Source organism: Rhabdothermincola salaria, assembly GCF_021246445.1.
GTDB lineage: Bacteria > Actinomycetota > Acidimicrobiia > Acidimicrobiales > Acidimicrobilacustridaceae > Rhabdothermincola_A > Rhabdothermincola_A salaria.
In genome coordinates this window covers 900,745-923,701 of the sequence record NZ_JAJQXW010000001.1, presented here as the reverse complement: position 1 = coordinate 923,701, position 22,957 = coordinate 900,745, and the positions used below count along the sequence as shown (strand labels likewise).

25 protein-coding genes are annotated in these 22,957 nt (G+C 71.8%); 7 read left to right on the top strand and 18 right to left on the bottom strand.

Annotation, left to right across the window (positions count from 1 at the left end; genetic code table 11):
* Positions 1–48: 48 nt before the first annotated feature.
* The 18 genes from LUW87_RS04260 to LUW87_RS04175 all read right to left on the bottom strand — a co-directional run bounded on the left by LUW87_RS04260 (position 49) and on the right by LUW87_RS04175 (position 13,938).
* Positions 49–369 carry a hypothetical protein gene (locus LUW87_RS04260; protein WP_232669834.1) on the bottom strand — a complete coding sequence of 107 codons (321 nt, stop codon included), beginning with the start codon at positions 367–369 and terminating at the stop codon, positions 49–51.
* The gene (locus LUW87_RS04255) at positions 369–590 is read right to left on the bottom strand and encodes a hypothetical protein (protein ID WP_232669833.1); all 222 of its coding nucleotides are present in this window, start codon (positions 588–590) and stop codon (positions 369–371) included. Before LUW87_RS04255 ends, LUW87_RS04260 begins: the two co-directional genes overlap by 1 nt.
* A complete protein-coding gene (locus LUW87_RS04250; RefSeq protein WP_232669832.1) occupies positions 587–961 on the bottom strand; it encodes a phage holin family protein in 375 nt (124 codons plus the stop codon). Before LUW87_RS04250 ends, LUW87_RS04255 begins: the two co-directional genes overlap by 4 nt.
* A gap of 69 nt (positions 962–1,030) precedes the next feature.
* Positions 1,031–1,738, bottom strand: coding sequence for an LON peptidase substrate-binding domain-containing protein (locus LUW87_RS04245; RefSeq protein WP_232669831.1), 708 nt, complete (start codon positions 1,736–1,738; stop codon positions 1,031–1,033).
* Positions 1,739–1,786: 48 nt separating this feature from the next.
* Positions 1,787–3,262: a proton-conducting transporter transmembrane domain-containing protein gene (locus tag LUW87_RS04240; RefSeq protein ID WP_232669830.1), complete on the bottom strand. Its 1,476-nt coding sequence runs from the start codon at positions 3,260–3,262 to the stop codon at positions 1,787–1,789.
* Positions 3,259–3,768 carry a cation:proton antiporter subunit C gene (locus LUW87_RS04235; protein ID WP_232669829.1) on the bottom strand — a complete coding sequence of 170 codons (510 nt, stop codon included), beginning with the start codon at positions 3,766–3,768 and terminating at the stop codon, positions 3,259–3,261. The genes LUW87_RS04240 and LUW87_RS04235 overlap by 4 nt, the downstream gene beginning before the upstream one ends.
* A complete protein-coding gene (locus LUW87_RS04230; RefSeq protein WP_232669828.1) occupies positions 3,765–4,202 on the bottom strand; it encodes an MnhB domain-containing protein in 438 nt (145 codons plus the stop codon). Before LUW87_RS04230 ends, LUW87_RS04235 begins: the two co-directional genes overlap by 4 nt.
* Positions 4,199–4,729, bottom strand: coding sequence for a DUF4040 domain-containing protein (locus LUW87_RS04225; RefSeq protein ID WP_232669827.1), 531 nt, complete (start codon positions 4,727–4,729; stop codon positions 4,199–4,201). The genes LUW87_RS04230 and LUW87_RS04225 overlap by 4 nt, the downstream gene beginning before the upstream one ends.
* A complete protein-coding gene (gene mnhG, locus LUW87_RS04220; protein WP_232669826.1) occupies positions 4,726–5,034 on the bottom strand; it encodes a monovalent cation/H(+) antiporter subunit G in 309 nt (102 codons plus the stop codon). The genes LUW87_RS04225 and mnhG overlap by 4 nt, the downstream gene beginning before the upstream one ends.
* A complete protein-coding gene (locus LUW87_RS04215; protein ID WP_232669825.1) occupies positions 5,031–5,330 on the bottom strand; it encodes an MrpF/PhaF family protein in 300 nt (99 codons plus the stop codon). Before LUW87_RS04215 ends, mnhG begins: the two co-directional genes overlap by 4 nt.
* A complete protein-coding gene (locus LUW87_RS04210) occupies positions 5,327–5,884 on the bottom strand; it encodes a Na+/H+ antiporter subunit E (RefSeq protein ID WP_232669824.1) in 558 nt (185 codons plus the stop codon). Before LUW87_RS04210 ends, LUW87_RS04215 begins: the two co-directional genes overlap by 4 nt.
* Positions 5,881–7,533: a Na(+)/H(+) antiporter subunit D gene (locus tag LUW87_RS04205; RefSeq protein WP_232669823.1), complete on the bottom strand. Its 1,653-nt coding sequence runs from the start codon at positions 7,531–7,533 to the stop codon at positions 5,881–5,883. The genes LUW87_RS04210 and LUW87_RS04205 overlap by 4 nt, the downstream gene beginning before the upstream one ends.
* Positions 7,526–7,819: a hypothetical protein gene (locus LUW87_RS04200; RefSeq protein ID WP_232669822.1), complete on the bottom strand. Its 294-nt coding sequence runs from the start codon at positions 7,817–7,819 to the stop codon at positions 7,526–7,528. The genes LUW87_RS04205 and LUW87_RS04200 overlap by 8 nt, the downstream gene beginning before the upstream one ends.
* Positions 7,816–9,285, bottom strand: a complete 1,470-nt coding sequence (locus LUW87_RS04195) for a proton-conducting transporter transmembrane domain-containing protein (RefSeq protein WP_232669821.1) — start codon at positions 9,283–9,285, stop codon at positions 7,816–7,818. Before LUW87_RS04195 ends, LUW87_RS04200 begins: the two co-directional genes overlap by 4 nt.
* A gap of 391 nt (positions 9,286–9,676) precedes the next feature.
* On the bottom strand, positions 9,677–11,119 hold the full coding sequence (gene dacB / locus LUW87_RS04190) for a D-alanyl-D-alanine carboxypeptidase/D-alanyl-D-alanine endopeptidase (protein WP_232669820.1): 1,443 nt from the start codon (positions 11,117–11,119) through the stop codon (positions 9,677–9,679).
* A gap of 11 nt (positions 11,120–11,130) precedes the next feature.
* The gene (locus LUW87_RS04185) at positions 11,131–12,609 is read right to left on the bottom strand and encodes a CoA-binding protein (protein WP_232669819.1); all 1,479 of its coding nucleotides are present in this window, start codon (positions 12,607–12,609) and stop codon (positions 11,131–11,133) included.
* Positions 12,609–13,280, bottom strand: coding sequence for an acetate--CoA ligase family protein (locus tag LUW87_RS04180; protein WP_232669818.1), 672 nt, complete (start codon positions 13,278–13,280; stop codon positions 12,609–12,611). The genes LUW87_RS04185 and LUW87_RS04180 overlap by 1 nt, the downstream gene beginning before the upstream one ends.
* Positions 13,281–13,326: 46 nt before the next feature.
* Positions 13,327–13,938, bottom strand: coding sequence for a TetR/AcrR family transcriptional regulator (locus LUW87_RS04175; protein ID WP_232669817.1), 612 nt, complete (start codon positions 13,936–13,938; stop codon positions 13,327–13,329).
* An 86-nt stretch (positions 13,939–14,024) separates the two neighbouring features.
* Here LUW87_RS04175 and LUW87_RS04170 point away from each other — a divergent pair, with 86 nt between their 5' ends.
* The 7 genes from LUW87_RS04170 (at position 14,025) to LUW87_RS04140 (ending at position 22,953) form a co-directional block, all read left to right on the top strand.
* On the top strand, positions 14,025–14,414 hold the full coding sequence (locus LUW87_RS04170) for a hypothetical protein (protein ID WP_232669816.1): 390 nt from the start codon (positions 14,025–14,027) through the stop codon (positions 14,412–14,414).
* 10 nt (positions 14,415–14,424) lie between these two features.
* Entirely contained in the window at positions 14,425–15,558 is a 1,134-nt protein-coding gene (locus LUW87_RS04165; protein WP_232669815.1) for an FIST signal transduction protein, read from the top strand.
* Positions 15,559–15,663: 105 nt separating this feature from the next.
* The gene (gene tkt / locus LUW87_RS04160) at positions 15,664–17,628 is read left to right on the top strand and encodes a transketolase (protein ID WP_232669814.1); all 1,965 of its coding nucleotides are present in this window, start codon (positions 15,664–15,666) and stop codon (positions 17,626–17,628) included.
* 72 nt (positions 17,629–17,700) lie between these two features.
* Entirely contained in the window at positions 17,701–18,792 is a 1,092-nt protein-coding gene (gene tal / locus LUW87_RS04155) for a transaldolase (RefSeq protein ID WP_232669813.1), read from the top strand.
* Complete coding sequence (gene pgl, locus LUW87_RS04150) at positions 18,789–19,460, top strand: 6-phosphogluconolactonase (RefSeq protein WP_232669812.1); 672 nt, start codon at positions 18,789–18,791, stop codon at positions 19,458–19,460. Before tal ends, pgl begins: the two co-directional genes overlap by 4 nt.
* Before the next feature lie 89 nt (positions 19,461–19,549).
* A complete protein-coding gene (locus LUW87_RS04145; protein ID WP_232669811.1) occupies positions 19,550–21,898 on the top strand; it encodes a bifunctional FO biosynthesis protein CofGH in 2,349 nt (782 codons plus the stop codon).
* Positions 21,895–22,953 (top strand): LOG family protein, encoded by a 1,059-nt coding sequence (locus LUW87_RS04140; RefSeq protein WP_232669810.1) that lies wholly within the window; start codon positions 21,895–21,897, stop codon positions 22,951–22,953. Before LUW87_RS04145 ends, LUW87_RS04140 begins: the two co-directional genes overlap by 4 nt.
* Positions 22,954–22,957 lie beyond the last annotated feature (4 nt).

The following is a 22,957-nucleotide window of genomic DNA, read 5'->3' as shown; positions in this document are numbered from 1 at the left end:
GGGGGCCGACAGCGAACTCCGCCCCCCTCGGGTGGGCAGACGAGCGAGTCAGCCCCCGTGGCCGGTGACGGCGTCGAGGGTCGCCGCCGTCGCCTCGGCGTCGCTGCGCTCCGCCCGTCGGGACGCCTTCTTGACCGCCTTGGCGGCCTTGCGGCGCTGCCGGCGGGTCGGCGGGGCACCGTCGTGGCGGATGACGATGGTCTCGCCCGGTTCGAGCACCTCGCGCATCACCGTCTCGGGTGAGGGCCGGCGCGCCCACTGCAGAGCGCGGAGGCCCCAGGCCAGGCCACCGATGACCAGCCAGGGGCGGCTGTCGCCGAACACCCCACGCGTGAGCCCCAGCCGTCGGGCGGTGTCGAGCAGCGGCATCAGACCCTGCGGATCTCGACGACCGTGCGCCGCTTCTTGCCCCGCCGGTTGCCGAGCACGAACGCGACGACGACCACGGTGACGGCGACCGCGGCGATGGCCATGCCGAGGTAGTCGCGCGCCTCGGTCTCCATGGTCTCGACCTCGCCCTGGATGTCGCGGAACTTGGCCTCGATGTCGTCGCGGGTGATGGGCGCGCCCGGCGTGGAGGTCGTGGTCATCGTGCCTTCCCTGAGCTGGGTTCGACGGGCGTGCCGAGCCCGCCCTTGGTGATGCGGCTGGCCACGACGCCGGTGACGGCGAGCAGGCCCACCATCACGATGAGGTACGGCGCCCAGGACCAGAAGCCGGCGAACACGTCGCCGGTCTGGGTCTGCAGCGCCCGCAGGGCCGCCAGGGCCAGCAGGACCGTGCCGAGCGACAGCAACATGATGCCGCCGAGGCCGAAGCCGAGGAACCGGCCCACGTTGCGCAGAGGATCGATCGTCTCCTGCTTGGCGTACGAGACGAGCAGGTCCTTGAGCTCTTGCAGGGTGTCGGGCACCGATGTCTTGTTGGCCACGCAGCTCACCTCGTCGACGGGGACGGTCAACGGCCAACCCTACCCACACCGCCGAAAGCCGATCTCCATGCCGGCGCAACGTCCTCCAGCGACGAGCGATCAGGTGTCGTCGTCCGGCGGGTCGTCGCCGGGTTCGGGCCGAGGGCGGTCGTCGTCGTCCGGGGGGCCGAGGTCCTCGGAGGCCATGGCCAGTCGACGCTCCAGGTACTCGGTCTCCTCGACCAACAGGTGCCGGAGGTGGGCCAGCCGGGCCTCGGGGCCCGGTTCGGCGAGGAGGTCGTGGTGGTCGGCGGGGCCGAAGGGGGCCAGGGCGCTGGCCTGGTAGCTGGCCAGGACCGGGTCGTCGGCCAGCTCGAGGGTGGCGGGCGCCGCGGGCAGGCCGAGCTCCGCGGTGGCCGCCAGCACCTGACGGAGGCGGGCGGTCACCTCGACGAGGAGGTCGGTGGCTGCCGGCCCGACCTGCTCGTCCTCCCAGTCGGCGATCTCCGCACGGGGATAGGGGTCGTCGGGCAACCAGTGATCCACCCGGACCCGGCGCACGCCCACGCAGCCCAGACCCCAGCGGCCGTCGTCGAAGCGCACGGCCTCCACGATGCGGGCGACGGTGCCGACGTCACGGCGCAGGTCACCGCCGCCGACCTCGCTCCCCCGTTCGATGAGCACCACGCCGAACTCGGGCTCCCCGGCGAGGCAGTCGTCGACGAGGGTCCGGTAGCGGGGTTCGAAGACGTGCAACGGCAGCGCCATGCCCGGGAACAGCACCGACCCCAGCGGGAACATGGGCAGCACGGTCGGCTCCTGGGTCATGGCCGCAACGCTACGCCTGGCTCGCGACAGTGGTCCGGTCCGGGCCGGTCACCGGCCGGTGAGGGCGACGACCGGCTCGAGCACGTTCTCCACGATCACCAGGTTGACCAGGCCCAGCACGATGGTGCCGACGGCGAGGACGGCGATCGGGAACACGACCGACGGGCGTGCCTCGTGGACGTCGACGTCGCGCTCGGGGGCGGGTCGGAACCAGATCGTCTCGATGACCCGGAGCATGTAGATCAACGTGATGACGCTCGACGCGACGATGACGACCGCCACCAGCCACGCTCCTGTCTCGGCCGCGCCGGCCACCAGGTACCACTTGGAGAAGAACCCGGCCGTGGGCGGCAGCCCGACCATCGACAGCGCGGCGATGGTGAAGCCCGCCGCTGTCCAGGGCATGCGGGGTCCGAGGCCGGCGAGGTCCCCCACCTTCTTGGCGCCGGCTTGTTGCTGGACGCTCCCGGCGACGAAGAACATGCACGCCTTCATGGCAGCGTGGTTCACCATGTGCAACAGGGCGCCGACCAGGGCGAGTGGCGAACCCAGGCCGATCCCGAGCCCGATGTAGCCGATCTGGGCGACGGTGGAGTGCGCCAGCATGCGCTTGATCCCCTCCTGGCGAACGGCCATCCAGGAGCCGACCAGCACCCCGGCGGCAGACGCCCAGGTCAGGACGGTGAGAAGGGAGGTGTCCTCGATCACGCCGAGGGGCACCACCAGGAACAGGATGCGGAACAAGGCGTAGGCGGCCACCTTGACCTGGACGGCGGCCAGGAGGGCGGCCACGCCCGGTGGGGCGTGGCTGTGGGCATCGGGCAGCCAGACGTGCAGAGGGAACACCGCCATCTTGATGCCGAGCCCGATCACGATCATGGCGATGCCCACCGCCACCGAGGGCGTGGCCCCGATGCGGTCGAGCTCGTCGCCCACCCCGGCCATGCTCAGGGTTCCGGTGCGGAAGTACAAGAAGCCCACCCCGAGCAGGTAGAAGCTCGAACCGACGGTGCCCACGAGCAGGTAGCGGAAGCTGGCCACCGCAGCCGCGGGACCGCCGAGGGCGACGAGCGCGTAGGAGGCCAGCGAGTAGATCTCGAGGGCCACGAAGAGGTTGAACAGGTCGCCGGCCAGCGTCACCCCGAGGAGGCCACCGACGAGGAGCAGCACCAGCCCGTGGATCGGGAATCGGGGCTCGGCCGAGGTTCCGAAGGCCAGCTTGGTCGGATACAGCAGCACCAGGAGTCCGATGGTGCCCACGAGGAGGGCGACGAAGGCCGAGAGCCCGTCGAGGATGTACTCGATGCCGAGGGGAGCAGCCCATCCCCCGACGGCGTGGACGAGCGCCTCGCTCTGGTCGATGTTGTGCCAGAGCCCCCAGGCTGCGAGCACGGTCACCACCGCGAGGGTGGCGACGGCGACAGCACGGGCGACGGTGGGACGCCACCAGCCCGCCAGGGTGGCGACAACTGCCGCCGTGAAGGTGATCGCCGGAAGCAGCGCGGGCAGGGCCGAGGTGGTCATGGTGTCTCACCGTCGCCGGAGCACGCCGGGTCCTGCCCCGCTGCCGAGGGGGCGGTACCCGTGGTCGGCGTGCTGTGCCCGCCCTCGGCGGTCTCGCCGACGGCTGCCGGCTGTCCGCCCGCATCGACGCCCTGCTCCGGGGTGCGGAGGCCGGACAAGACGTGGTCGTCGAGGGTCCCGTAGGAGCGCTGGATGACGACCATCAGGGCCAGGGCCACGCCGATGACGGCCGCTCCCACGACCAGCGCGGTCAGGATCAGCAGGTGCGGCAGGGGGTTCATGTAGCGGGTGGCGTCCGCACCGACCTCGGGATCGATCACCGGCACGTCCGCGCCGTCGCGGATGCTGCCCTGGATGAAGAACAAGAAGATGGCGGTCTGGAAGATCACGAGACCCACCAGCTTCTTGAGCAGGTGCCGCTCGATCACCATCGTGGCCAGGCCGATGACCACGAGGGCCACCACGGCCAGGTAGCCGGCTCGTCCGGAGAGCAGAGCGAGGGTCACGGCCGGTCCCCCGCTCGGCTGAGCTGATCGAAGAGGGTGAGGATGCCGCCGAACACCACCGCGCCGACCGCGACCTCGACCACGAGGATCCCGAGGTACCGCAGTCGCGAGGCGCTGGCGTCACCGGGCAGCGCGGCGTAGTCGAGGAGCTCGGCACCGGTGACGACGGGCAGGACGGCCACGGCGAGGAACAGCAGCATGCCCGTACCCATGGCCGCGATCCCGAGTCCCGGGGGGAAGCGGCGATCGCCGACGTCGCGGTCGAGGATCACCCGAGCCAGGACCACACCCACGGCGAGGACCACCCCACCGGCGAAGCCCCCGCCGGGGCCATAGTGGCCGTGGGCGATGACATAGGTGCCGAAGACGAACACGAAGGGGAGGACGAGCGCGCCGACGACGCGCACGTTCTCGCTCGGATGACGGCCGATCACGACGTGGACCTCCGGAACAGGATCACCAGGGCGGCCACCGCCGCGGTGAAGATGACGAGCGTCTCCCCGAGGGTGTCGAGCGAGCGGTAGTCGGCGAGCACGGCCGTCACCACGTTCGGTGTCTCCGTGTCGTCGAGGGCTCGCTCGACGTAGGCGCGTGACGCGCCGGCGTGGGCCGGTGCCTCGGTGTCGCCTCGCGCGGGCAGGTCGGTCGTGCCGTAGAAGAGAGCCCCCCCGATCACGAGGACGAGGGGGAGGCCGAGGACGGCTGCGCGACGATCGCGCCCTGCCGGACGGTCGCCGGTCGAGCGCAGCGCGACCAACACCAGCACGCCGACGAAGGCGGAGCCGAGCACGGCTTCCACGAAGGCGACGTCGGGCGCCCCCATGGCCGTGAACAGGAGGGCGACGAAGAGGCTGAAGGCGGCCAGCACCGCCACCGTGGCGACCATCGAGCGGACGAGGACCGCACCGATCGCGGTCAGCACGAGCAGGACCAGCAGCACGGCTTCGAGCTCCCAGCTCATGCCCCGTCCTCCTCGGGTGCGAGGCTCGACCCGCGGCGACGGGCGGCCGATCGGGCGAGGGCGTGGATCGCCGTCGGGTTGACCAGGAGGGAGAAGCCGGCGATCAGCACCAGCTGCAGGCTTCCCGGCCCGGCCCGTTCGAAGACGACGAGCCCACCCAGCACCAGGACCACGCCGAGGGTCTCGGCCTTGGCCAGGGCGTGGGCGCGGGTCCAGAAGTCGGGGAAGCGCCAGAGGCCGAGCGCGCTCACGGCGAGGAAGGCGACCCCAGACACCAGGAGGACGCCGGCGATGGCGTCGATCATTCGGACTCCTCTCCGGACGCGCCTGACTCGTCGGCTGCCGACGTGGCGTCGAGGTAGCGGGCCAGGGCGACGGGGAACAGGAAGGCGAGCAGGGCGTAGGCCAGTCCGATGTCCACGAAGAGCTCGGGGCGTCCGTAGCGGACGCCGATCAGCATGAGCATGATCACGCTGTTCACCGCGGCGAACGACGCGGCCAGGATGCGGTCGAAGACGGTGGGTCCGATGGCGACGCGGATGATCCCGACGATGGTGAGGCCGGCCACCACGAACGACGCGACGGTCAACAGCAGGTTCACGACACCGCCTCTCGGCTGATCTGGGAGGGGTCCAGCGGAGGTTGGGGGCCCTCGAGGAACAGGCCGGCCACCTTGTTCTGGAGCCGTCCGCTGGTCAGGTCACCGACCTGGGCCGGCGACAGCGCATGGACCCAGATCTCGTCGCCGTCGATGTCGACGGTGATCGTCCCCGGGACGAGCGAGATGGCGTTGGTCAACAAGGTGCGGGCCAGGGGGCTTTGCAGCTGGGTCCGGAAGCGGACCTCGCACGGCGCCAACGACAACCGCGGCCGGACGGCCAGCACACCGATCTGCACGCTGGACACGAGGATGCGCCCTGCCATCCAGAGGACGAAGCCGACCCATCGGCCCACCAGCAGGGGAACCCGGCTCAGCGGGATCGGCGCCTTGTCGGCGGCCAACGCCGAGCTCACCAGCCGAGCGGTGACGGCGGTGACGATGGTCGTGGTGGCCAGGCCCATGGCGAGGAACAACGGGTCCGTCCGACCGGAGAGCACGACCCAGAAGGCCGTCAGGCCGAGGAAGAGGGCGACGGTGATGCGGCGTGAGGTCATGAGAGCACGCTCGTCAGGAGCAGGGTGGCCATGGCCGCCATCAAGACGGTGCCGAGCACCCATCCCGGAAGAGCCCCCGGACGGGGTGGTCGGTCGGGCACGGGGATGTGCAGCCGGGGAGGACGAAGGGGGGGCACGCGCTCGCGGAGCGCGCCGGCACGGGCGCTGACCATCGCCGGGAGCTCCCGGTAGGCCCAGTCGGTGTCGACGCTCTCCCGGGCCTTGGGCACCAGGCGGGAGCGGAGCAGCCAGTAGCCGACTGCGGTGAAGGCCAGCAGCTGGACGGCCATCACCACCGCGTCCAGCGAGTAGGGCGCGAAGGTGACCGGGCCCGGCAGCTGGTCGTAGAGGAGGCCGGGGCGCAGCCCGAGCGCCAGGTTGGCTGCCGCGGCGAGGCCCATGGCGACGTACATCGAAGTCGGGATGCGCCGGACCGTGGTCGAACCACGAGCGGTCCCCGCCCAGGTGAAGAGCGGGAGCTTCAGCGCGACCGAGAGCACCGTGCCGACGGAGGCCGCCTTCAGCAGCCACTGGGCCGCGTACTCGCCGGCGTCCCCGACCGATCCGACCGACAGCTCCTTGGCGGGGAACCCGCTGAAGAGCGGCGCACCGGAGATGGACAGCGCACCGACCATGTAGAGGACCAGCACCCAGGGGAGGGCCCGGCTCAGGCCGCCGAGCTCGGAGGCCCGGCTGCGACCGGTGGCGTGGAGCACGGCCCCTGCGGCCATCAGCAGCAGGCCCTTGTAGAGGACGTGGGCGTAGGCGTGGGCGGTGGCGCCGTCGACGGCCATGGAGGTCCCCACGCCGATGGCGGCCACCATGAAGCCCACCTGCGACACGATGTGGTAGCTGAGCAGGCGGCGGATGTCGTCTTCGAGGATGGCGAAGACGACACCGAAGACCGCCATCGCCACCCCCAGCCACAGCAGCAGTTCGAGGCCGGGGAAGCCACGGGCCAGGGCGTAGACCGCCGACTTGGTGGTGAAGGCACTGAGGGCGACGGTGCCGGCCACCGTGGCGACCGGGTAGGCATCGGGCAACCAGGCGTTGAGCGGTGGGACAGCAGCCGACAGCAGCATCCCCACGAGGATCAGCGCGGCGGCCCAGGAGCCGAGACCGATCTCGTCGAAGGCCAACGAGCCGGTCGCCTGCCACCACCACAGGACGCCGGTGAGCAGGACCACGCCGCCGACGAGGTGGACGCCGAGGTAGCGCATGCCCGCGGGGTTCGAACGGGAGCTACGCCGAGCGAGGATCAAGAGCACCGCGGTGGAGACCTTGAGCTCCCAGAAGAAGAAGAGGGTGAGCAGGTCGCCCGCCAGCACGACGCCGAGTCCCGCACCGGCCGTGGCCAGGGCGGTGACCTGCTCCTGTCGGCCCATCGTCGCCCAGCCGTAGATCCCGACCAGCACGGTGACGGCGGCGAAGACCGTGGCGAAGGCCAGGGAGAGCGCGTCGGCGCGGAGCAGGACGACCTCGATGCCGTAGAAGTCGTAGGTCACCCGGTCCCCGGCGGCCAGCGTGAGCGTCAGCGCCAACGCGCCGATCCCGGCTCCGACCGTGAGCGCCGAACGCCACCTCAGGGGGGCCACGGCCACGACTGCGGCGGCCAGGAGGAGGAAGAGGCCAGGGTGGAGCTCAGCCATCAGACGCCTCCGTCGCTGCGTTGTGAGCTGCGACCGGCGGTTCGGAGCCCGCGTCCGTGGGTGCGAGGTCGTGGTGCACCGGTGCCGGGTCCACGTCACCCGGCCGGGAGTCGACAGGACGATCGAGGAGGTGGCGTCCGAGCCACTTGGCGCCGAGGATCAAGACCCCGGTCACCCCCGTCACGAAGACGGGCATCACCCCCGGTGGGTAGTAGCTGTCGGTCGCGAGGTCGGTCGCCAGACCGAGCACCAGCGCGGCGACGATGACGATGGCGTTCTCCCTCATGACGGCCCCCCGGTGACGGCGCGTCCGACGTTGCCCGCGAGGTCGCCGAGCGAGAAGAGATCGCCCAGGCCGAGCAACACGCCCAGCAGGGCGGTGATGCCGAGCGGGACGAGCATCGACGGCGCGGCCTCGCGGCGGACGGTGAACTCCGGCGACGACCGGAAGAATGCCCGGTGCACGATGGGCAGCAGGTAGCCGGCTGTGAGCAGCCCTGATCCGATGACGACTGCGGCGAGCAGCGGTTCGGCGGCGTCGATGGTGCCCTGGCCGAGGAACCACTTGCTCACGAACCCGCTGATCGGGGGCACGCCGGCCAGGCCGAGCGCGGCGATCCCGAACGCCGCCATGGTGAGGGGCATGCGACGGCCGATGCCGTCCATCGCCGACACGCGGTCGACGCCGGTGGTCACGTAGATCGCGCCGGCACAGAAGAACAGGGTGATCTTGAGCACCGCGTGGTTGGCGAGGTGCAGCAGCGCCCCTTGCCAGGCGGCTGCGGAGAGGATGGACACGCCGAGGACGATGTAGGAGAGGTGGGCGATGGTCGAGTACGCCAGACGTCGTTTCAGGTTGTCCTGGCGGAAGGCGATGATCGAGGCGACCACGATGGTCACCGAGGCGAGGACGGCCACGACGACTCCGGCTCCCACCTCTGCGAGCCGGTCCGGGCCGATCACGTAGCCGAAGACCCTGGTGAACCCGAAGACGCCCGCCTTCACCACGGCCACGGCGTGCAGCAGCGCGCTCACCGGTGTCGGGGCCACCATCGCCCGAGGCAGCCAGCCGTGGAACGGCATCATGGCGGCCTTGGTGCCGAAACCCACCACGGTGAGGGCGACGAGGACGAGCACGCCGGCGTCGGACAGCTTCCCGTCGAGCACTCCCCCAGCCGTGAAGGCCGCACCGGGCACCGTGGTCTGCACGATCACCACCACGAGCAGCACCGCGGTCCCGCCACCGAGGAGGGTGAACAGGTAGCGGCGACCGGCGGCGAGAGCCTGCGGGGTCTGCTTGTGGACGACGAGGGGATAGGTGGCTGCGGTCAACAGCTCGTAGAAGACGAAGAAGGTGAACAGGTTGCCGGCGAAGGCCAGCCCGAGGGTGGTGGCCACGCACAGGGCGAAGGCGGCGAAGAACCGGGTCCGGTGGGACTCGCCGGCACCGGCGACGTAGCCGAACGAGTAGCTGGCGGCGAGCACCCACAGGGCGCTGGCCGTGGCCGCCAACAAGACCCCGGCGGCGTCCACCTTGAGGACGACCTCGAGTGCGGGCGCCAGGGTCACCAGCGTGACCTCGGGCTCTCGGCCGTCGAGCACGGCGCGCAGGAGCACCACGACCAGACCGAAGGTGGAGACCGACGCCAGGGCCGTCCACAGCACCCGGAGCCGGTGCCGATCACCCGACAGCGCGATGGCCAGGGCGGCGAGGGCCGGGAGCGAGACCGCCATCACGGCGATCACGGGCATCGAGCGGAGCCTCCGGTTGGGTTGGGGCACCACGGATGGCGGGGGGGCATCGGACCTCGGGGGGGTACTCGAACGGGGGGCGGTGGTGGTCCGGGCGCGAGAACGCGGCGGGACGGGGACGGCGACGGGCCGTCGGTCTGCCCTACTCCCCTGTGCTCGGCCCGAGGGGCGGCACCAGTGCGCTGCCCACGGTCAGGGGCGCGCCGGAGGTGGCGGGCAGGAGTGGACAGGGCATGCGGTCCCCGCGGTGCCGGATGCGACGACGTCTCGACTCGGAGTCGAGCGGTGCACCTCGGTCAGTGGCGGTGGGCCGAGGCCTGATCCGCGCGGAGCCGTGTCGGGGGGTCCGGGATCCAAGGCATCCGAAGAGTCTAGAGGATGAGAACCCGAATCACTCCGCGGGCCCGACGAGCGCAGGCTCGGGTGACGACGGGCCGAGCTCGGCCAACGGGGGTGCGGCCGGGTAGCTCACGAGGGCATCGGCGAAGCGGTCGGCGGCCACGTTGCCCCTGGGGTCGTTGCCGTTGCCGAGGCCCACGAAGGTGAGGCGGGCTCCCGACGTGTCGGCCCAGCCCGCGAGGGCGTTGACGGTGTTGAGCGTGCCGGTCTTGGCCCGGACCTGTCCGGTCGCGGGCGATCCCACCATGCGCCGGTGCAAGGTGCCGGTCTGGCCGGCCACGGCCAACGACCCCGACAGCAAGGAGTCCGGCCCGTGGTGGTCGAGGACGGCCATGACCGCCCCGCACGTCACGCGGTTCTCGGGATCGAGACCGGACCCGTCCTTCAGTCCGAGGTCGCCGGTGGGCAGGCCCAGCTCGTCGAGCACGGCCACGACCTCGGCCAGGCCGGCGGCCGTGGTGCCCTGCCCGGCACGATCCAGGCCCAGCTCCTTGACCAGCATCTCGGCGGTGTTGTTGTCGGATTCGAGGACCATCTCGCCCACCAGCTCGCTCATCGGGCGGGAATCGACCCCCGCCACCTCGACCGCGTCGGGCGGACGTGCTCCGGCGACGCCACCACCGCCGACGGCGACACCCCGCTGCTCGAGCAGGGTCACCAGGGTCTGGGCAGCGAGCTCGGGCGGGTCGCCGGCTCGACGGTCGGCGTTGGGCTGGTCGGGCGTCTCGACGTAGCCGGTGAAGCCGTCGTTGATGTTGAGGGCGCTGATGGGGCCGACGGACGGGTCGCTGCGATACCGGGTGGGCCAGCTGGCGACCCAGCGCTCGCCGTCGTGGCGGCTGTCGTCGCCCACCACGTTGCCCCGCACCTCGCGGACACCCGCGTCGACGAGGGCATCGGCGATGAGGCCGGCGTCGACCCAGGGGTTCGCCGGGTCGTCGAAGCTCTGGGCGTATCCCGAGGTGGCCCAGAGGGGGTCGCCTCCCCCCACCAGGTAGAGGTCGCCGTCGATGACGCCGTCGACCGCAGGCTGCGCCGCCGCCAGCACAGTGCGCAACGTGTGGTCGGGGCCGAAGTGCTCGAGGAGCGCCGTGGCGGTGAACAGCTTGGTGACCGACGCAGGCGCGAGCGGCAGGTCCGGGTTCACCGTGACGACCGGGCGTCCCGCATCCTCGGCGACGAAGCACCAGGTCTCGGGGTTGCGGTCGATGGTGCCCTCGACGGCGGCCGCCAGCGCCGGACCGGCGACGGCACCCTGCACCAGGCCCGGGACGCGGCGGGCCGACAGCACGGGCGTCGAGGCCGGTGGTGCGACGACCTCGTCCTCCTGGGCCCCGCCCTCTCCGGCGAGCGGCACGACCAGCGCCAGCAGGGCCACGACGACGGCCACCACCAAGGGGGCACGTCGCGACCGGGAGCTCCAGGGGACCAGCACGGGCGGCAACCCTAGAAGCTGGGATCGAGCCCGCGGGCGCGGCGCCATCGGGCCAGCTTCCAGGCGTGCTCGAGCGCCAACACGGCCCGGTCGGCCGACGGGTAGCAGTACCGGCCGCTGTCGCGGACCCCCCGCACCGCGGCGTTGTGGGGGTCGGCGGCGGCCAGCTCGGTGGCGGTGAGCACGGGCTTGCCGTAGCGCTCGGAGACCTCGGCGGCGAAGGTGGTGTAGCGGTGGTCCTGGCGCTCGTGGAAGGCCGCGATGCGCTCGAGCCCGTGATCCGGGTAGAAGGGCCCGGCCTCCTCGAGGCGGCCCTGGTTGGATTGGATGCCCATGCCGAGGAAGACCACTGCGTCGACGGCGGGATGGGCGACGACCGCCTCGAGCACGGCGGGAACGGTGTCCTTGGTCTCCCCGCCGGCGAGATCGATCGGGTTGTTGCGGCTCCAGCGCGGGGGCAGGAGCCCGTCGAGCGTGTCGGTGAGGTCGGCGGGGAGGGCGATCAGCTCGAGCGTGGTGGCGGCGAGGGCATCGGCGGTGATGACGCCCCACCCCCCGACGGTGGTCACCACGGCCACCCGGGGTCCCGCCGGGACGGGCTGGCTGGCGAGCGTGGCCGCGGCCTCGAAGGCGTCCTCGACCGTGGTCGCCCGGGTGGCGCCGGCCTGGCGGCAGAGCCCCTCGAAGACCCGGTCGTCGGTCGCCAGCGAGCCGGTGTGGCTGGCCGCGGCCCGGGCACCGGTGGCCGAGGCTCCGCCCTTGAGGATCACGACCGGGAGGCGCTCGGCGACCGCCCGCAGTCGCCGGGCGAAGTCGGGACCGTCGGTGATGCCCTCCACGTAGGCGAGCGCGACGGTGGTGGCCGGATCGTCGGCGTAGTGCTCGAGGAAGTCGATGACCCCGACCTGGGCGGCGTTGCCGGCGGAGACCGCCCGGCTCACCCCGATGCCCGATGCCCGGGCCAGGTTCATGAACGACGAGACGAAGTTCCCGGATTGGCTGGCGATGCCGATGCCGCCGGCCGGCGGGTAGGGCGCCACGATCTGGGCGCACAGCGACGACGGGGTGGACACCACCCCCTGGCCGTTCGGGCCGACGATCAACAGGTCGAGCTCGTGGGCCAGGGCCACCAGCTCGTCCTGGGCCCGCCGGCCCTCGTCGCCGGCTTCGCCGTACCCGGCCGACGCGATGAAGGCCGCCCTGATGCCCTTGGCTGCGGCCTGGCGCAACAGGTCCGGGTTGGCCCGTGCCGGGGTGCACACGAAGACCAGATCGGCCGCGCCGTCGGGCATCTCGTCGAGCGAGCGGAGCGTCGGGCGGCCCAGCACCTCGGCCCCGTCCCGGTTGGTGGCGAACACCTCGCCCCGGTAGCCGGCGGCCAGGATGTTGTGGAGGGCCACGAAGCCGAACTTGCCGGGATGCGTGGACGCCCCTGCGACCACCACTCCGTCGGGATCGAAGAGGGCTCGGAAGTGCTCGGGACCGGGCATCAGCGGGCGCCTCCGGGGCCGGCGGGCTCGGCCATCTCGACCAGCGCGTCGACCGCCACCGGTCGACCATCGACGATCATGAGCGGGTTGAGGTCGACCGACACGAGCCCCGGCACGTGGCGGCTGGCCTCCGACAGGGCGAGCAGGACGTCGGCCAGCGCGGACCGGTCGACCTCGGGCTCCCCCCGGAAGGCCCCGAGGAGAGCCTGGCTGGCGAGGTCGCCGATCATCTCGCTCGCATCGATCTCGGTGACGGGCACGAGCCGGACCACCACGTCGGCGATGGCTTCGGCGAGGACGCCGCCGACGCCGAGCAGCACCGTGGGACCGAACTGCGGGTCCTGGGCCACGCCGGCGATCAGCTCCCGCGTGGCGCGGACCATGGGCGCCACCAGCACGGTGACCTCGCCGTCCTCGGGCTGTGCCGCGGCGAAGAGCTCGGCGGCCGCCACCTCGGTGGCCACCGGGTCGGCGAGTCCGAGGCGCACCAGACCCCGCTCCGTCTTGTGGGCGATGGCGTCACCACAGAGCTTGGCCACCACGGGACCCCCGAGCTCGACGCAGGCCGACGCGGCCTCGGCGGGTGTGGCCACCACGCGCTCGGGGAGGAAGGGGACTCCGTAGGGGGCGAGGAGGGCCTTGGAATCGGCTTCGGAGAGGGTTCGGGTCATGGTCGATCGGGGTGGGCGGGCGACGGGGACGGCCCGGTGCGGGTGGTCAGGGTTCGAGCGCGGCGCGAAACAGCGACCGCACGTGTTCGAGGCGCTGGTCGAGCGCCTCGGGCCCCGCGGGGTCCCGGCCGAGGAGCCCCTCGATGAAGGGCAGGTCCGAGAAGTAGCTGAGCAGGGCGCCGTAGCCGGTGAGCAGGAGCTGCTCGGCGTCGAACTGGCGGAAGCGGCCCGCAGCCATCTCCGCCTCGAAGTAGGCCACCGCCTGCTCGAAGAGCGGTCGCAGCGCCACGCCGAGGTCGATGCCGTGGCGGTCGGCCCCGTCGAGCGCCTCACGTCGGACCAGGCGGACGAACTCCGGGTGCTCCTGGAAGAAGCGGAAGCCGGCGGTGAGCACGAAGTCGACCTTGGGCCAACCCTCGACCGGGCTGGCCGTCGCCGTACCCACCCGGAGGAGCCACTCGCCCAGCGCCTGTTCGAAGACCTCGCGGTAGATGGCGTCCTTCGAGGGGAAGTGGTGCAGGACGCTCGACCGACGGATGCCGACGGCCTCGGCGATGTCGTTCAGCGAGGTCCCGTCGTAGCCGTGCTCGGCGAAGCAGCGCTGCGCCTCGATGAGGATCGCTTCGCGCGTGGAAGTGGTCCCCTCGCTCACGGCCATGCCGGCACCCTACCGGTCGCCCGGTCGGCGACAGCGGGACCGGCACCGGTGTGGCGCCATGGGGTGGGCTGCCTAGGGTGAAGTCCATGAACATCCTCGCCGCCTTGTTCATCGAGGCCATCGACCTGCGTCAGGTCGCCGGGCCGTCGACCCGCATCGACCTCTCCGGCGTGCAGTTCTCCGCGACCGCGCCGGCCCCGGTGCCCGTCACCGTCGAGCCGCACCTGGTCGTCATCGTCCACAACCCACCCGACGGCAGGGCCTCAGCGGCCCTGGAGGTGACCTACCTGCGCGACGGCGAGCAGGTGGCTCGCAACGTGCAGCCCCTCCAGGTGGAACCGGGGAAGTTCAACTACCGGCTGGTGCGCGCCGAGCTGGCCTTCGACGACTACGACACGGTCGAGGCTCACTGCCGCGTCGACATGGGGCCGGTCACCGTCGTGCCCTACACCCTCCTGCCGCCCGTCCCGGCCTAGGACCCCGCCCGTGCCCTTCGCCGCTGCGCTCTCGGAGCACCCGCTGCCCACCCACGCCACCGGCGAGGTGGTGGGCGAGGTGCTCGAGCGTCTGGGAGGCCAGCCCCCCGATCTGGCGGTGCTGTTCGTGACCCGAGCGCACCTCGGCGCGCTCGAGGACATCGCCGCCTCGGTGCGCACCATGCTCTCGCCGGGGGTGCTGCTGGCCGCCACCGCGGTCTCGGTGCTCGGCGGCCGCGACGAAGCCGAAGAGGTCCCGGCCGTGTCCCTCTGGGCCGGCCACACCGGGGCGGTCCGGCCCGTCAGCCTCTCGGCGGTGCCCACCGGCGAGGGGATGGCCGTCGTCGGGCTCGAGCCGGAGGCCCTCCAGGAGGCCGACACGTTGCTCCTGCTCGCCGACCCGTCGTTCCCGGTCGAGCCGCTCCTCGCCACGCTGCAGGAGCACCAGCCCCAGCTCCGGGTGGTGGGCGGACTGGCCTCCGCCGGCTTCGGTCCGGGCGGCAACCGCCTCGTCGTCGACGACCAGATGTTCGACCAGGGTGCGGTCGGTGTCGTGCTCGGAGCGCACCAGGTCGCCGACTCGGTGGTGAGCCAGGGCTGCGCCCCGGTGGGCTCCCCGCTCACCGTCACCCGCGCCGAGGGAAACATGGTCCACGAGATCGCCGGCCGCCCGGCGCTGGAGCGGGTGCAGGAGCTCATCGTGTCGCTGAGCGACGACGAACGGGCCAAGGCGGCCCAGGGACTGCACGTGGGGCGGGTCATCGACGAGCACAAGATCGACTTCGAACGGGGTGACTTCCTCGTCCGCAACGTGCTCGGCGCCGACCGGGACAACGGGGCGGTGGCCATCGGCGACGAGGTCAACATCGGCGACACGATCCAGTTCCAGGTGCGCGACGCCGAGTCCGCCGACACCGACCTGCGGCTGGCGCTCGACGGCCGCCGCGCCTCGGGCGCCTTGGTGTTCACCTGCAACGGGCGCGGCTCCCGCCTGTTCGGCACCCCCCACCACGACGCCGGGGTGGTGGCCGAGACGCTGGGCACCGTGGCCGTCGGCGGCATGTTCTGCGCCGGCGAGATCGGGCCGGTCGGCGGCCGCAACTTCCTCCACGGCTTCACCGCCAGCATCGTGCTCTTCCCCTGAGAGGTCCACACCGACCGGAGCCTGGTCAGGGTCCGGTCACGTGATCGCCATCTCGGGCCCCCGGAGCCGCCCACTAGAGTCCGCGGGGCCCGCCGAGGAGGACATGTGAGCGACCGCGCACTCGAAGCCCGAACCATCGACGTCATCCGTGGCCTGGCCATGGATGCGCCCCAGAAGGCCAACTCCGGCCATCCGGGCACGGCCATGGCGTTGGCCCCGTTGGCGTACACCCTCTGGACGCGGGTGCTGCGCTACGACGCGTCGGCCCCGCAGTGGCCCAACCGCGACCGCTTCGTGCTGTCCAACGGCCACGCGTCGATCCTGCAGTACTCGATGCTGCACCTCACCGGCTACGGCCTCACGCTGGAAGACCTCGAGGACTTCCGTCAGTGGCAGTCGGCCACCCCGGGCCACCCCGAGGTGCACCACACCGCCGGCATCGAGGTCACCACCGGTCCTCTCGGCCAGGGCGTCGCCAACGCGGTCGGGATGGCACTGGCCGAGCACTGGCTGCGGGCCCGCTTCGGACCGCAGCTGTTCGATCACCACACCTTCGCCATCTGCGGCGACGGCGACCTCGAGGAGGGCATCAGCCACGAGGCCGCCTCGCTGGCGGGCCATCTCGGGCTCGGCAAGCTGGTGTTGGTCTACGACGACAACCACATCTCCATCGACGGGCCCACGGAGCTGGCCCTCAGCGACGATGCCGCCCTGCGCTTCGAGGCCTACGGCTGGCACGTCGACCGGGTCGGGGAGATCGCCGAGGACGTCGACGCCCTCGAGGCGGCCCTGCGCCGGGCGAAGGACGTCGACGACCGTCCGTCGCTCATCGTGCTGCGCAGCCACATCGGCTACCCCTCGCCCAAGTACACCGACACGGCGCACGCCCACGGCAACCCGTTCGGGGCCGAGGAGATCTCCGCCACCAAGGCGGTCATGGGCATCCCCGACGAGGCGTTCTGGGTGCCCGACGACGTCCTCGAGCACATGCGGGCCGCCGGGCGGCGCGGCCGGGAGGCCCGCGAGGCATGGGAGGCCCTCCACGAGGGGTGGACCGAGGACCGTGAGGCCCTCGACGCCGCCCTCGGGGCCACCGGCGTGCCCGGCTGGCGAGACGCGCTCCCCACGTGGGAGCCGGGCGAGAAGGTGGCCACCCGCAACGCGGCCAAGAAGGTCGTGAACGCGCTCGTCCCGGTGGTGCCGGGCCTCATCGGAGGGGGTGCCGACCTCACGGGCAACACCGGCACCCAGATCGACGGTGCCGACGCCTTCTCGACGAGCGACCGAGGCGCCCGCCAGCTCCACTACGGCGTCCGTGAGCACGCCATGGGCGGCGTGATGAACGGGATGGCTGCCCACGGCGGCATCGTTCCCTTCGGCGGCACCTTCTTCGTCTTCTCCGACTACATGCGCCCCGCGGTCCGGCTGGCGGCGCTCAGCCAGATGAAGGTGGTCTACTCCTGGACCCACGACTCCGTCGGCGTGGGCGAGGACGGCCCTACCCACCAGCCCATCGAGCACCTGGCTTCGCTGCGGGCCATGCCCGGCCTGCGCCTCATCCGTCCGGCCGACGCCAACGAGACCGCCACCGCCTGGCGGCTGGCCATCGAGCTCGAGGGGCCGACGGCGCTGGTCCTGAGCCGCCAGAACCTCCCGGTGCTCGAGGGCACCGCCGGCAACGAGGGCGTCGCTCGGGGTGCCTATGTCCTGACGGCCACCGACGGGGATCCCGACCTGGTCCTCATCGGCACCGGCTCCGAGGTCCAGCTCTGCGTCGACGCCGCCGCCCGGCTGGCCGCGGACGGCGTGGCCGCTCGCGTGGTGTCCATGCCGAGCTGGGATCTCTTCGCCGCCCAGGACGACGACTACCAGGTCTCCGTCATGGGCGTGGGCACCCCGCGCCTGTCGGTCGAGGCCGGCTCGACGTTCGGGTGGGCCGCCTGGGCCGACGCCTCCATCGGCATCGATCACTTCGGCGCCAGCGCCCCCGGGCCGGTGGTGATGGAAGAGCTGGGCCTCACCGTCGACAACGTCGTCTCTCACGCCCGGATGCTGCTGGCGGCCGGCTGAGCTCCCGGGCTGCCCCCGGCCCACCTGTCCTCTCTCTCCCCCGACCCCATCGAACCTCGGAGCGATCCACCCATGAGCCGTCTCATCGATCTCCATGTCGTGCACGGGCAGAGCCCCTGGCTCGACAACATGCGCCGCGACTGGCTGGTGGACGGCCAGATGCAGGACTGGATCGACCGCGGGGTCAGGGGCATGACGTCCAACCCCACGATCTTCCAGAAGGCCATCGCCGGCGGTGAGGCCTACGACGACCAGTTCGCCGACCTCGTCGGATCCGGCACCAGCGTGATCGACGCCTACTGGGAGATGGTCGTCGACGACATCGAGGCGGCCCTGGGCCTGCTGCGTCCCGTCCACGACGCCAGCGGTGGTGAGGACGGCTTCGTGTCCGTGGAGGTCTCCCCCCTGCTGGCGCGCGACACCGACGGCACGTTGGAGGCGGCGCGAGGGCTCAACGAGCGCATCGCCCGGCCCAACCTGTACGTCAAGATCCCGGGCACGGCCGAAGGCCTCCCCGCCATCCGTCAGATGATCACCGAGGGGCGCAGCGTCAACGTCACGCTGCTGTTCTCCGTCGAGCGCTACCGCGAGGTGATGGAGGCCTACCTCTCCGGGCTCGAGGCCAACGACGGCGACCTGTCCGCCGTCTCGTCCGTCGCCTCGTTCTTCGTGAGCCGGGTCGACGGCGAGGCCGACAAGCGCCTCGATGCCGTCGGGACCCCCGAAGCGGCGGCGCTCAAGGGCAAGGTGGCGGTCGCCAACGCCCAGCGCGCCTACCAGGCGTACCTGGAGACCTTCTCCGGCCCGCGCTGGGAGGCTCTGGCGGCACGGGGCGCTCGGGTCCAGCGCCCCCTGTGGGCGTCGACGTCGACCAAGAACCCGGCGTACCCCGACACGCTCTACGTCGACACCCTCATCGGTCCCGATACCGTCAACACCATGCCCGAGGGCACCCTGGCCGACTTCGACGACCACGGCACCCTGGCCCGTACTGTCGACGCCGACCCCGCCGCGGCCGAGGACGTGCTCGAGGCGCTGGCCGGGGTCGGGGTCGAGCTGGCGGACATCACCCGGGTCCTCGAAGACCAGGGGGTGGCGTCGTTCTCGGCCTCCTTCGACGATCTGCTCGGAGCGCTCGAGCAGAAGGCGGCCACGTTCAGGTGAACGGGGACCTCGTCGTCGTCGACGACGTCCCGGGCGCGTTCGCGGCACGGGTCGTCGACGCCTTCCGCGAGCGCGAGGGCGACGCCTTCAGCATCGCCTTGTCCGGAGGGGGGACGGCCCGTCGCTGCTACGAGCGCCTGGCCGTCGACGGCGAGGACGCCATCGACTGGTGGCAGGTCGACGTCTACTGGGGAGACGAACGCTGCGTCTCGCTCGAGGATCCGGACTCCAACTACCGACTGGGCCGCGAGGCGTTGCTCGACCGGGTCGGCGCCGCCAACGCGACGTGGCCCATGCGCTGCGACGAGGGGGCCGAGCCCTACCAGCTCCGGGTCGGGGAGCTCGGTCGCTTCGACGTCGTCCACCTGGGCCTCGGCCCCGACGGCCACACCGCATCGCTGTTCCCCGAGTCGGCGGCGCTCGAAGCGACCAGCGGTCGCCTCGTCGTCATCAACGACGACCCGCTCGGCCACAACCCCCATCCGCGCATGACCCTCACCTTCGAGGGGATCGCCCGGGCCCATCTCGTGGTGGTCACGGTGGAGGGCGAGGCCAAGGCCGACGCCATGGCCCGGGTGGCGGCCGGCGACCCGACGGCACCCGCCAGCCGGGTGCAGGGCGGCCACGTCGTGTGGTTGGTGGACCCCGCCGCTGCCTCGCGGCTCTGATCGACCCCGCACGGGGCGCGGCCAGCGCCCTCCTCGAGCGGTCGTGCCGGAGGGGTCGGAGAACCCGGGCCCGGCAGTAGGGTTCGGGCATGCCCGAGCCCTGGGACCAGCCGCTGCACGATCTGATGGCCGAGGCGAGGAAGGTCCGTGACCTCGCCCACGGCAACCGGGTCACCTATTCCCCGAAGGTCTTCATCCCGCTCACCATGCTGTGTCGGGACAAGTGCGGCTACTGCACCTTCGCCCAACCCCCGGCCCGCCTCGAGGCCCCCTACCTCTCACCCGATGAGGTGCTGGCCATCGCCCGCGCCGGCGCACGCCAGGGCTGCCACGAGGCGCTGTTCACCCTGGGCGAGCGCCCCGAGCTGCGCTACCCGAGCGCGGCGTCATGGCTCGAGGCCCACGGCCACGCCTCCACCGTCGACTACCTGGCGGCCATGGCCCGCCTCGTGCTCGACGAGACCGGACTGCTCCCCCACGCCAACGCCGGTGCCCTCTCCCGCGACGAGCTGGCCCGGCTGCGGCCGGTCTCTCCCTCCCAGGGCATGATGATCGAGACCTTGCGGGACGACCTCGAGTGCCATCGGGGTGCGCCCGACAAGGAGCCCCAACGGCGCCTGGACACCCTCGAGTGGGCGGGCGAGCTGCACATCCCCTTCACGACCGGGATCCTCGTCGGCATCGGCGAGGACCGGGCCGATCGCGTCGCCGCTCTGGAGGCCATCGCCGCCTCGCACCGCCGGCACGGCCACGTGCAGGAGGTGATCGTGCAGAACTTCCTCCCGAAGCCGGGCACGGCGATGCACGCGGCGCCGCCCTGTCCACCCGACGTCTACCTCGAGGCCATCGCCTTGGCGCGCCTCATCCTGCCCCCGGAGGTGCACCTCCAGGTCCCGCCCAACCTCTCCGACGACTTCGGCGTCCTGCTCGATGCCGGGATCGACGACTGGGGTGGCGTCTCTCCGGTCACCGCCGACCACGTCAACCCCGAGCGGCCGTGGCCGGCGCTCGACCGGCTCCGAGAGGTCACCGAGGCCCGGGACTTCACCGTGGCCCCCCGGCTCACGGCCCACCCGGAGTACGTCACCGAGCCTGAGCGCTGGTTCGATCCCGATCTCGCCTTCGCGGTCATGGACCGCTCCGATGCCGAGGGCCTCGGCCGCGACGATCCCGGCGCAGTGCTGGTGCAGCAACTGAGCCCGGCCAGCCCCGAGCAGGTCGACGACGGGGTCGAGGTGCTCCACATCGGCCCTCGCTCCACCGCCTGGTACGCCGGCACCTCGAACCGACCGCCGGAGCTGGTCCCCGCCCCGCCGGGTGGTGCCGGTGCGGTGGCCGACGTCCTGGCCGGGGTGGCCATGGGCCACCAGGTCGGCATCGAAGAGATCGTCACGCTGTTCTCGGCGCGGGGCCCCGAGGTGGCAGCCGTGGCGGAGGTGGCCGACGAGCTGCGGCGCCAGGTGAACGGCGACGCGGTGACCTACGTCCACAACCGCAACATCAACTACACCAACGTGTGCACGTTCAAGTGCAAGTTCTGCGGCTTCAGCAAGGGCCCGTTGTCGCTGAACCTGCGGGGCACGCCGTACCTGCTCACGCTCGACGACATCGCCGGCCGGGCCCGGGCGGCAGCCGACCTCGGCGCCACCGAGGTGTGCCTGCAAGGGGGCATCCACCCCGACTTCGACGGCGACTACTACGTCGACGTGGCCCGGGCCGTGCACGACGCCGCCCCCGAGCTGCACATCCACGGGTTCACCGCCCTCGAGGTCACCGAGGGAGCCAAGCGCCTCGGGGAGCCCCTGGCCGACTACCTGCGCCGCCTGCAGGCGGCCGGCCTGCGCACGCTGCCGGGTACTGCGGCCGAGATCCTCGACGACGAGGTGCGGGCCGTGCTCTGCCCCGACAAGGTCACCACCGACGAGTGGCTCGAAGCCCACCGCACCGCCCACTCGGTCGGCCTGCGCTCCAACATCACGATCATGTTCGGGGCCGTCGAGCGACCGCGACACTGGGCCCGCCACATCGTGCGCACCCGTGATCTGCAGGCCGAGACCGGTGGCTTCACCGAGTTCGTGCCGCTCCCGTTCGTGCACATGGCCACCCCTCTGTACTTGCAGCACCGGGCCCGCCGCGGACCCACGTTCCGGGAGACCCTGCTCATGCACGCCGTGGCCCGCATCGCCTACCACGGCTTCGTCGACAACATCCAGACCTCGTGGGTGAAGCTGGGCCACGCGGGCGTGGCCCAGACGCTGCGGGCCGGCGCCAACGACGTCGGCGGCACGCTCATGGACGAGAACATCAGCCGGGCCGCCGGTGCCGACCACGGCCAGGGCATGGACGAGCTCGACTTCCGCCAGTGGGTCGAGCCCCTGGGTCGCACCCTCGAGCAGCGCACCACGCTCTACGGCCGGGTGACGCCGGCCCCGGTGTGAGCGACCGCCGGACCCCGAGCGCCCGCTCCCGGTACCGCACGGGCGACTCAGAGCTCGACCGTCGCCTCGCCGAGGTGCTGGCCACCGCCGGGATCGATCGCAACGACGACCTGCTGTTCGAGATGCTGGTCTCGGTGGTGCGGATGGGCCGGGAGTACCGCGACCGGGGTGACCTCAAGCTGGCCAACTCGGCCCTGAAGGAGCTGCGCTACTCCGCCAGCGTGTTCGAGCCCTACCGCGACATCCGCAAGGCCTCGATCTTCGGGTCCGCCCGGACCCGGGTCGACGATCCCGGATACCGCGCCGCCCGCGACTTCGGACGGGCCATCGCCGAGCAGGGCTGGATGGTCATCACCGGTGGCGGCCCGGGGATCATGGAGGCCGGCATCGAGGGGGCCGGGGTCGACGCCGCCTTCGGCGTCAACATCATGTTGCCGTTCGAGCAGGAAGCCGCCGCCATCCTGGCCAACGACCCCAAGCTGGTGAACTACCGGTACTTCTTCACCCGCAAGCTGGCGTTCATGAAGGAGTCCTCGGCGTTCGCGCTGCTCCCGGGTGGGTTCGGCACCCTCGACGAGGCGTTCGAGCTGTTCACCCTCATGCAGACCGGTCGTTCACCCATCTGCCCCGTGGTGCTGATCGAGCCCGAGGGCAGCTCCTACTGGCAGAGCTGGATGCGCTTCACCGAGACCGAGCTGGCCGGGCGTTCGCTGATCTCCCCCGACGACATGAGCTTCGTGAAGGTGTGCGAGCACGTCGACGAGGCCGTCGATGAGGTCTGCCACTTCTACCGTCGCTACCACTCCATGCGCTTCGTCGGGCGACGCTTGGTCCTGCGCCTGCTCGATCGACCTGACGACGACGAGCTGGCCGAGCTCAACGCGGAGTTCGGCGACATGGTCACCGGGGGGCCGATCGCCGTGGTCGACACGTCGGAGAGCGAGCTCGAGGACGACGACGTGCCGGACCTGCCCCGCATCGGGTTCGGCTTCGATCGGCGCAGCTACGCCCGCCTGCGCCACCTCATCGACCGCATCAACGACAACGCGGCCTGATCCG

Excerpts from the sequence above, each read along its gene's own strand:
- LUW87_RS04260 (WP_232669834.1), bottom strand. The coding sequence starts at position 369 with ATGCCGCTGCTCGACACCGCCCGACGGCTGGGGCTCACGCGTGGGGTG.
- LUW87_RS04255 (WP_232669833.1), bottom strand. The coding sequence starts at position 590 with ATGACCACGACCTCCACGCCGGGCGCGCCCATCACCCGCGACGACATC.
- LUW87_RS04245 (WP_232669831.1), bottom strand. The coding sequence starts at position 1,738 with ATGACCCAGGAGCCGACCGTGCTGCCCATGTTCCCGCTGGGGTCGGTG.
- LUW87_RS04240 (WP_232669830.1), bottom strand. The coding sequence starts at position 3,262 with ATGACCACCTCGGCCCTGCCCGCGCTGCTTCCGGCGATCACCTTCACG.
- LUW87_RS04225 (WP_232669827.1), bottom strand. The coding sequence starts at position 4,729 with ATGAGCTGGGAGCTCGAAGCCGTGCTGCTGGTCCTGCTCGTGCTGACC.
- mnhG (WP_232669826.1), bottom strand. The coding sequence starts at position 5,034 with ATGATCGACGCCATCGCCGGCGTCCTCCTGGTGTCTGGGGTCGCCTTC.
- LUW87_RS04210 (WP_232669824.1), bottom strand. The coding sequence starts at position 5,884 with ATGACCTCACGCCGCATCACCGTCGCCCTCTTCCTCGGCCTGACGGCC.
- LUW87_RS04205 (WP_232669823.1), bottom strand. The coding sequence starts at position 7,533 with ATGGCTGAGCTCCACCCTGGCCTCTTCCTCCTCCTGGCCGCCGCAGTC.
- LUW87_RS04200 (WP_232669822.1), bottom strand. The coding sequence starts at position 7,819 with ATGAGGGAGAACGCCATCGTCATCGTCGCCGCGCTGGTGCTCGGTCTG.
- LUW87_RS04195 (WP_232669821.1), bottom strand. The coding sequence starts at position 9,285 with ATGCCCGTGATCGCCGTGATGGCGGTCTCGCTCCCGGCCCTCGCCGCC.
- LUW87_RS04185 (WP_232669819.1), bottom strand. The coding sequence starts at position 12,609 with ATGCCCGGTCCCGAGCACTTCCGAGCCCTCTTCGATCCCGACGGAGTG.
- LUW87_RS04180 (WP_232669818.1), bottom strand. The coding sequence starts at position 13,280 with ATGACCCGAACCCTCTCCGAAGCCGATTCCAAGGCCCTCCTCGCCCCC.
- LUW87_RS04175 (WP_232669817.1), bottom strand. The coding sequence starts at position 13,938 with ATGGCCGTGAGCGAGGGGACCACTTCCACGCGCGAAGCGATCCTCATC.
- LUW87_RS04170 (WP_232669816.1), top strand. The coding sequence starts at position 14,025 with ATGAACATCCTCGCCGCCTTGTTCATCGAGGCCATCGACCTGCGTCAG.
- tal (WP_232669813.1), top strand. The coding sequence starts at position 17,701 with ATGAGCCGTCTCATCGATCTCCATGTCGTGCACGGGCAGAGCCCCTGG.
- LUW87_RS04145 (WP_232669811.1), top strand. The coding sequence starts at position 19,550 with ATGCCCGAGCCCTGGGACCAGCCGCTGCACGATCTGATGGCCGAGGCG.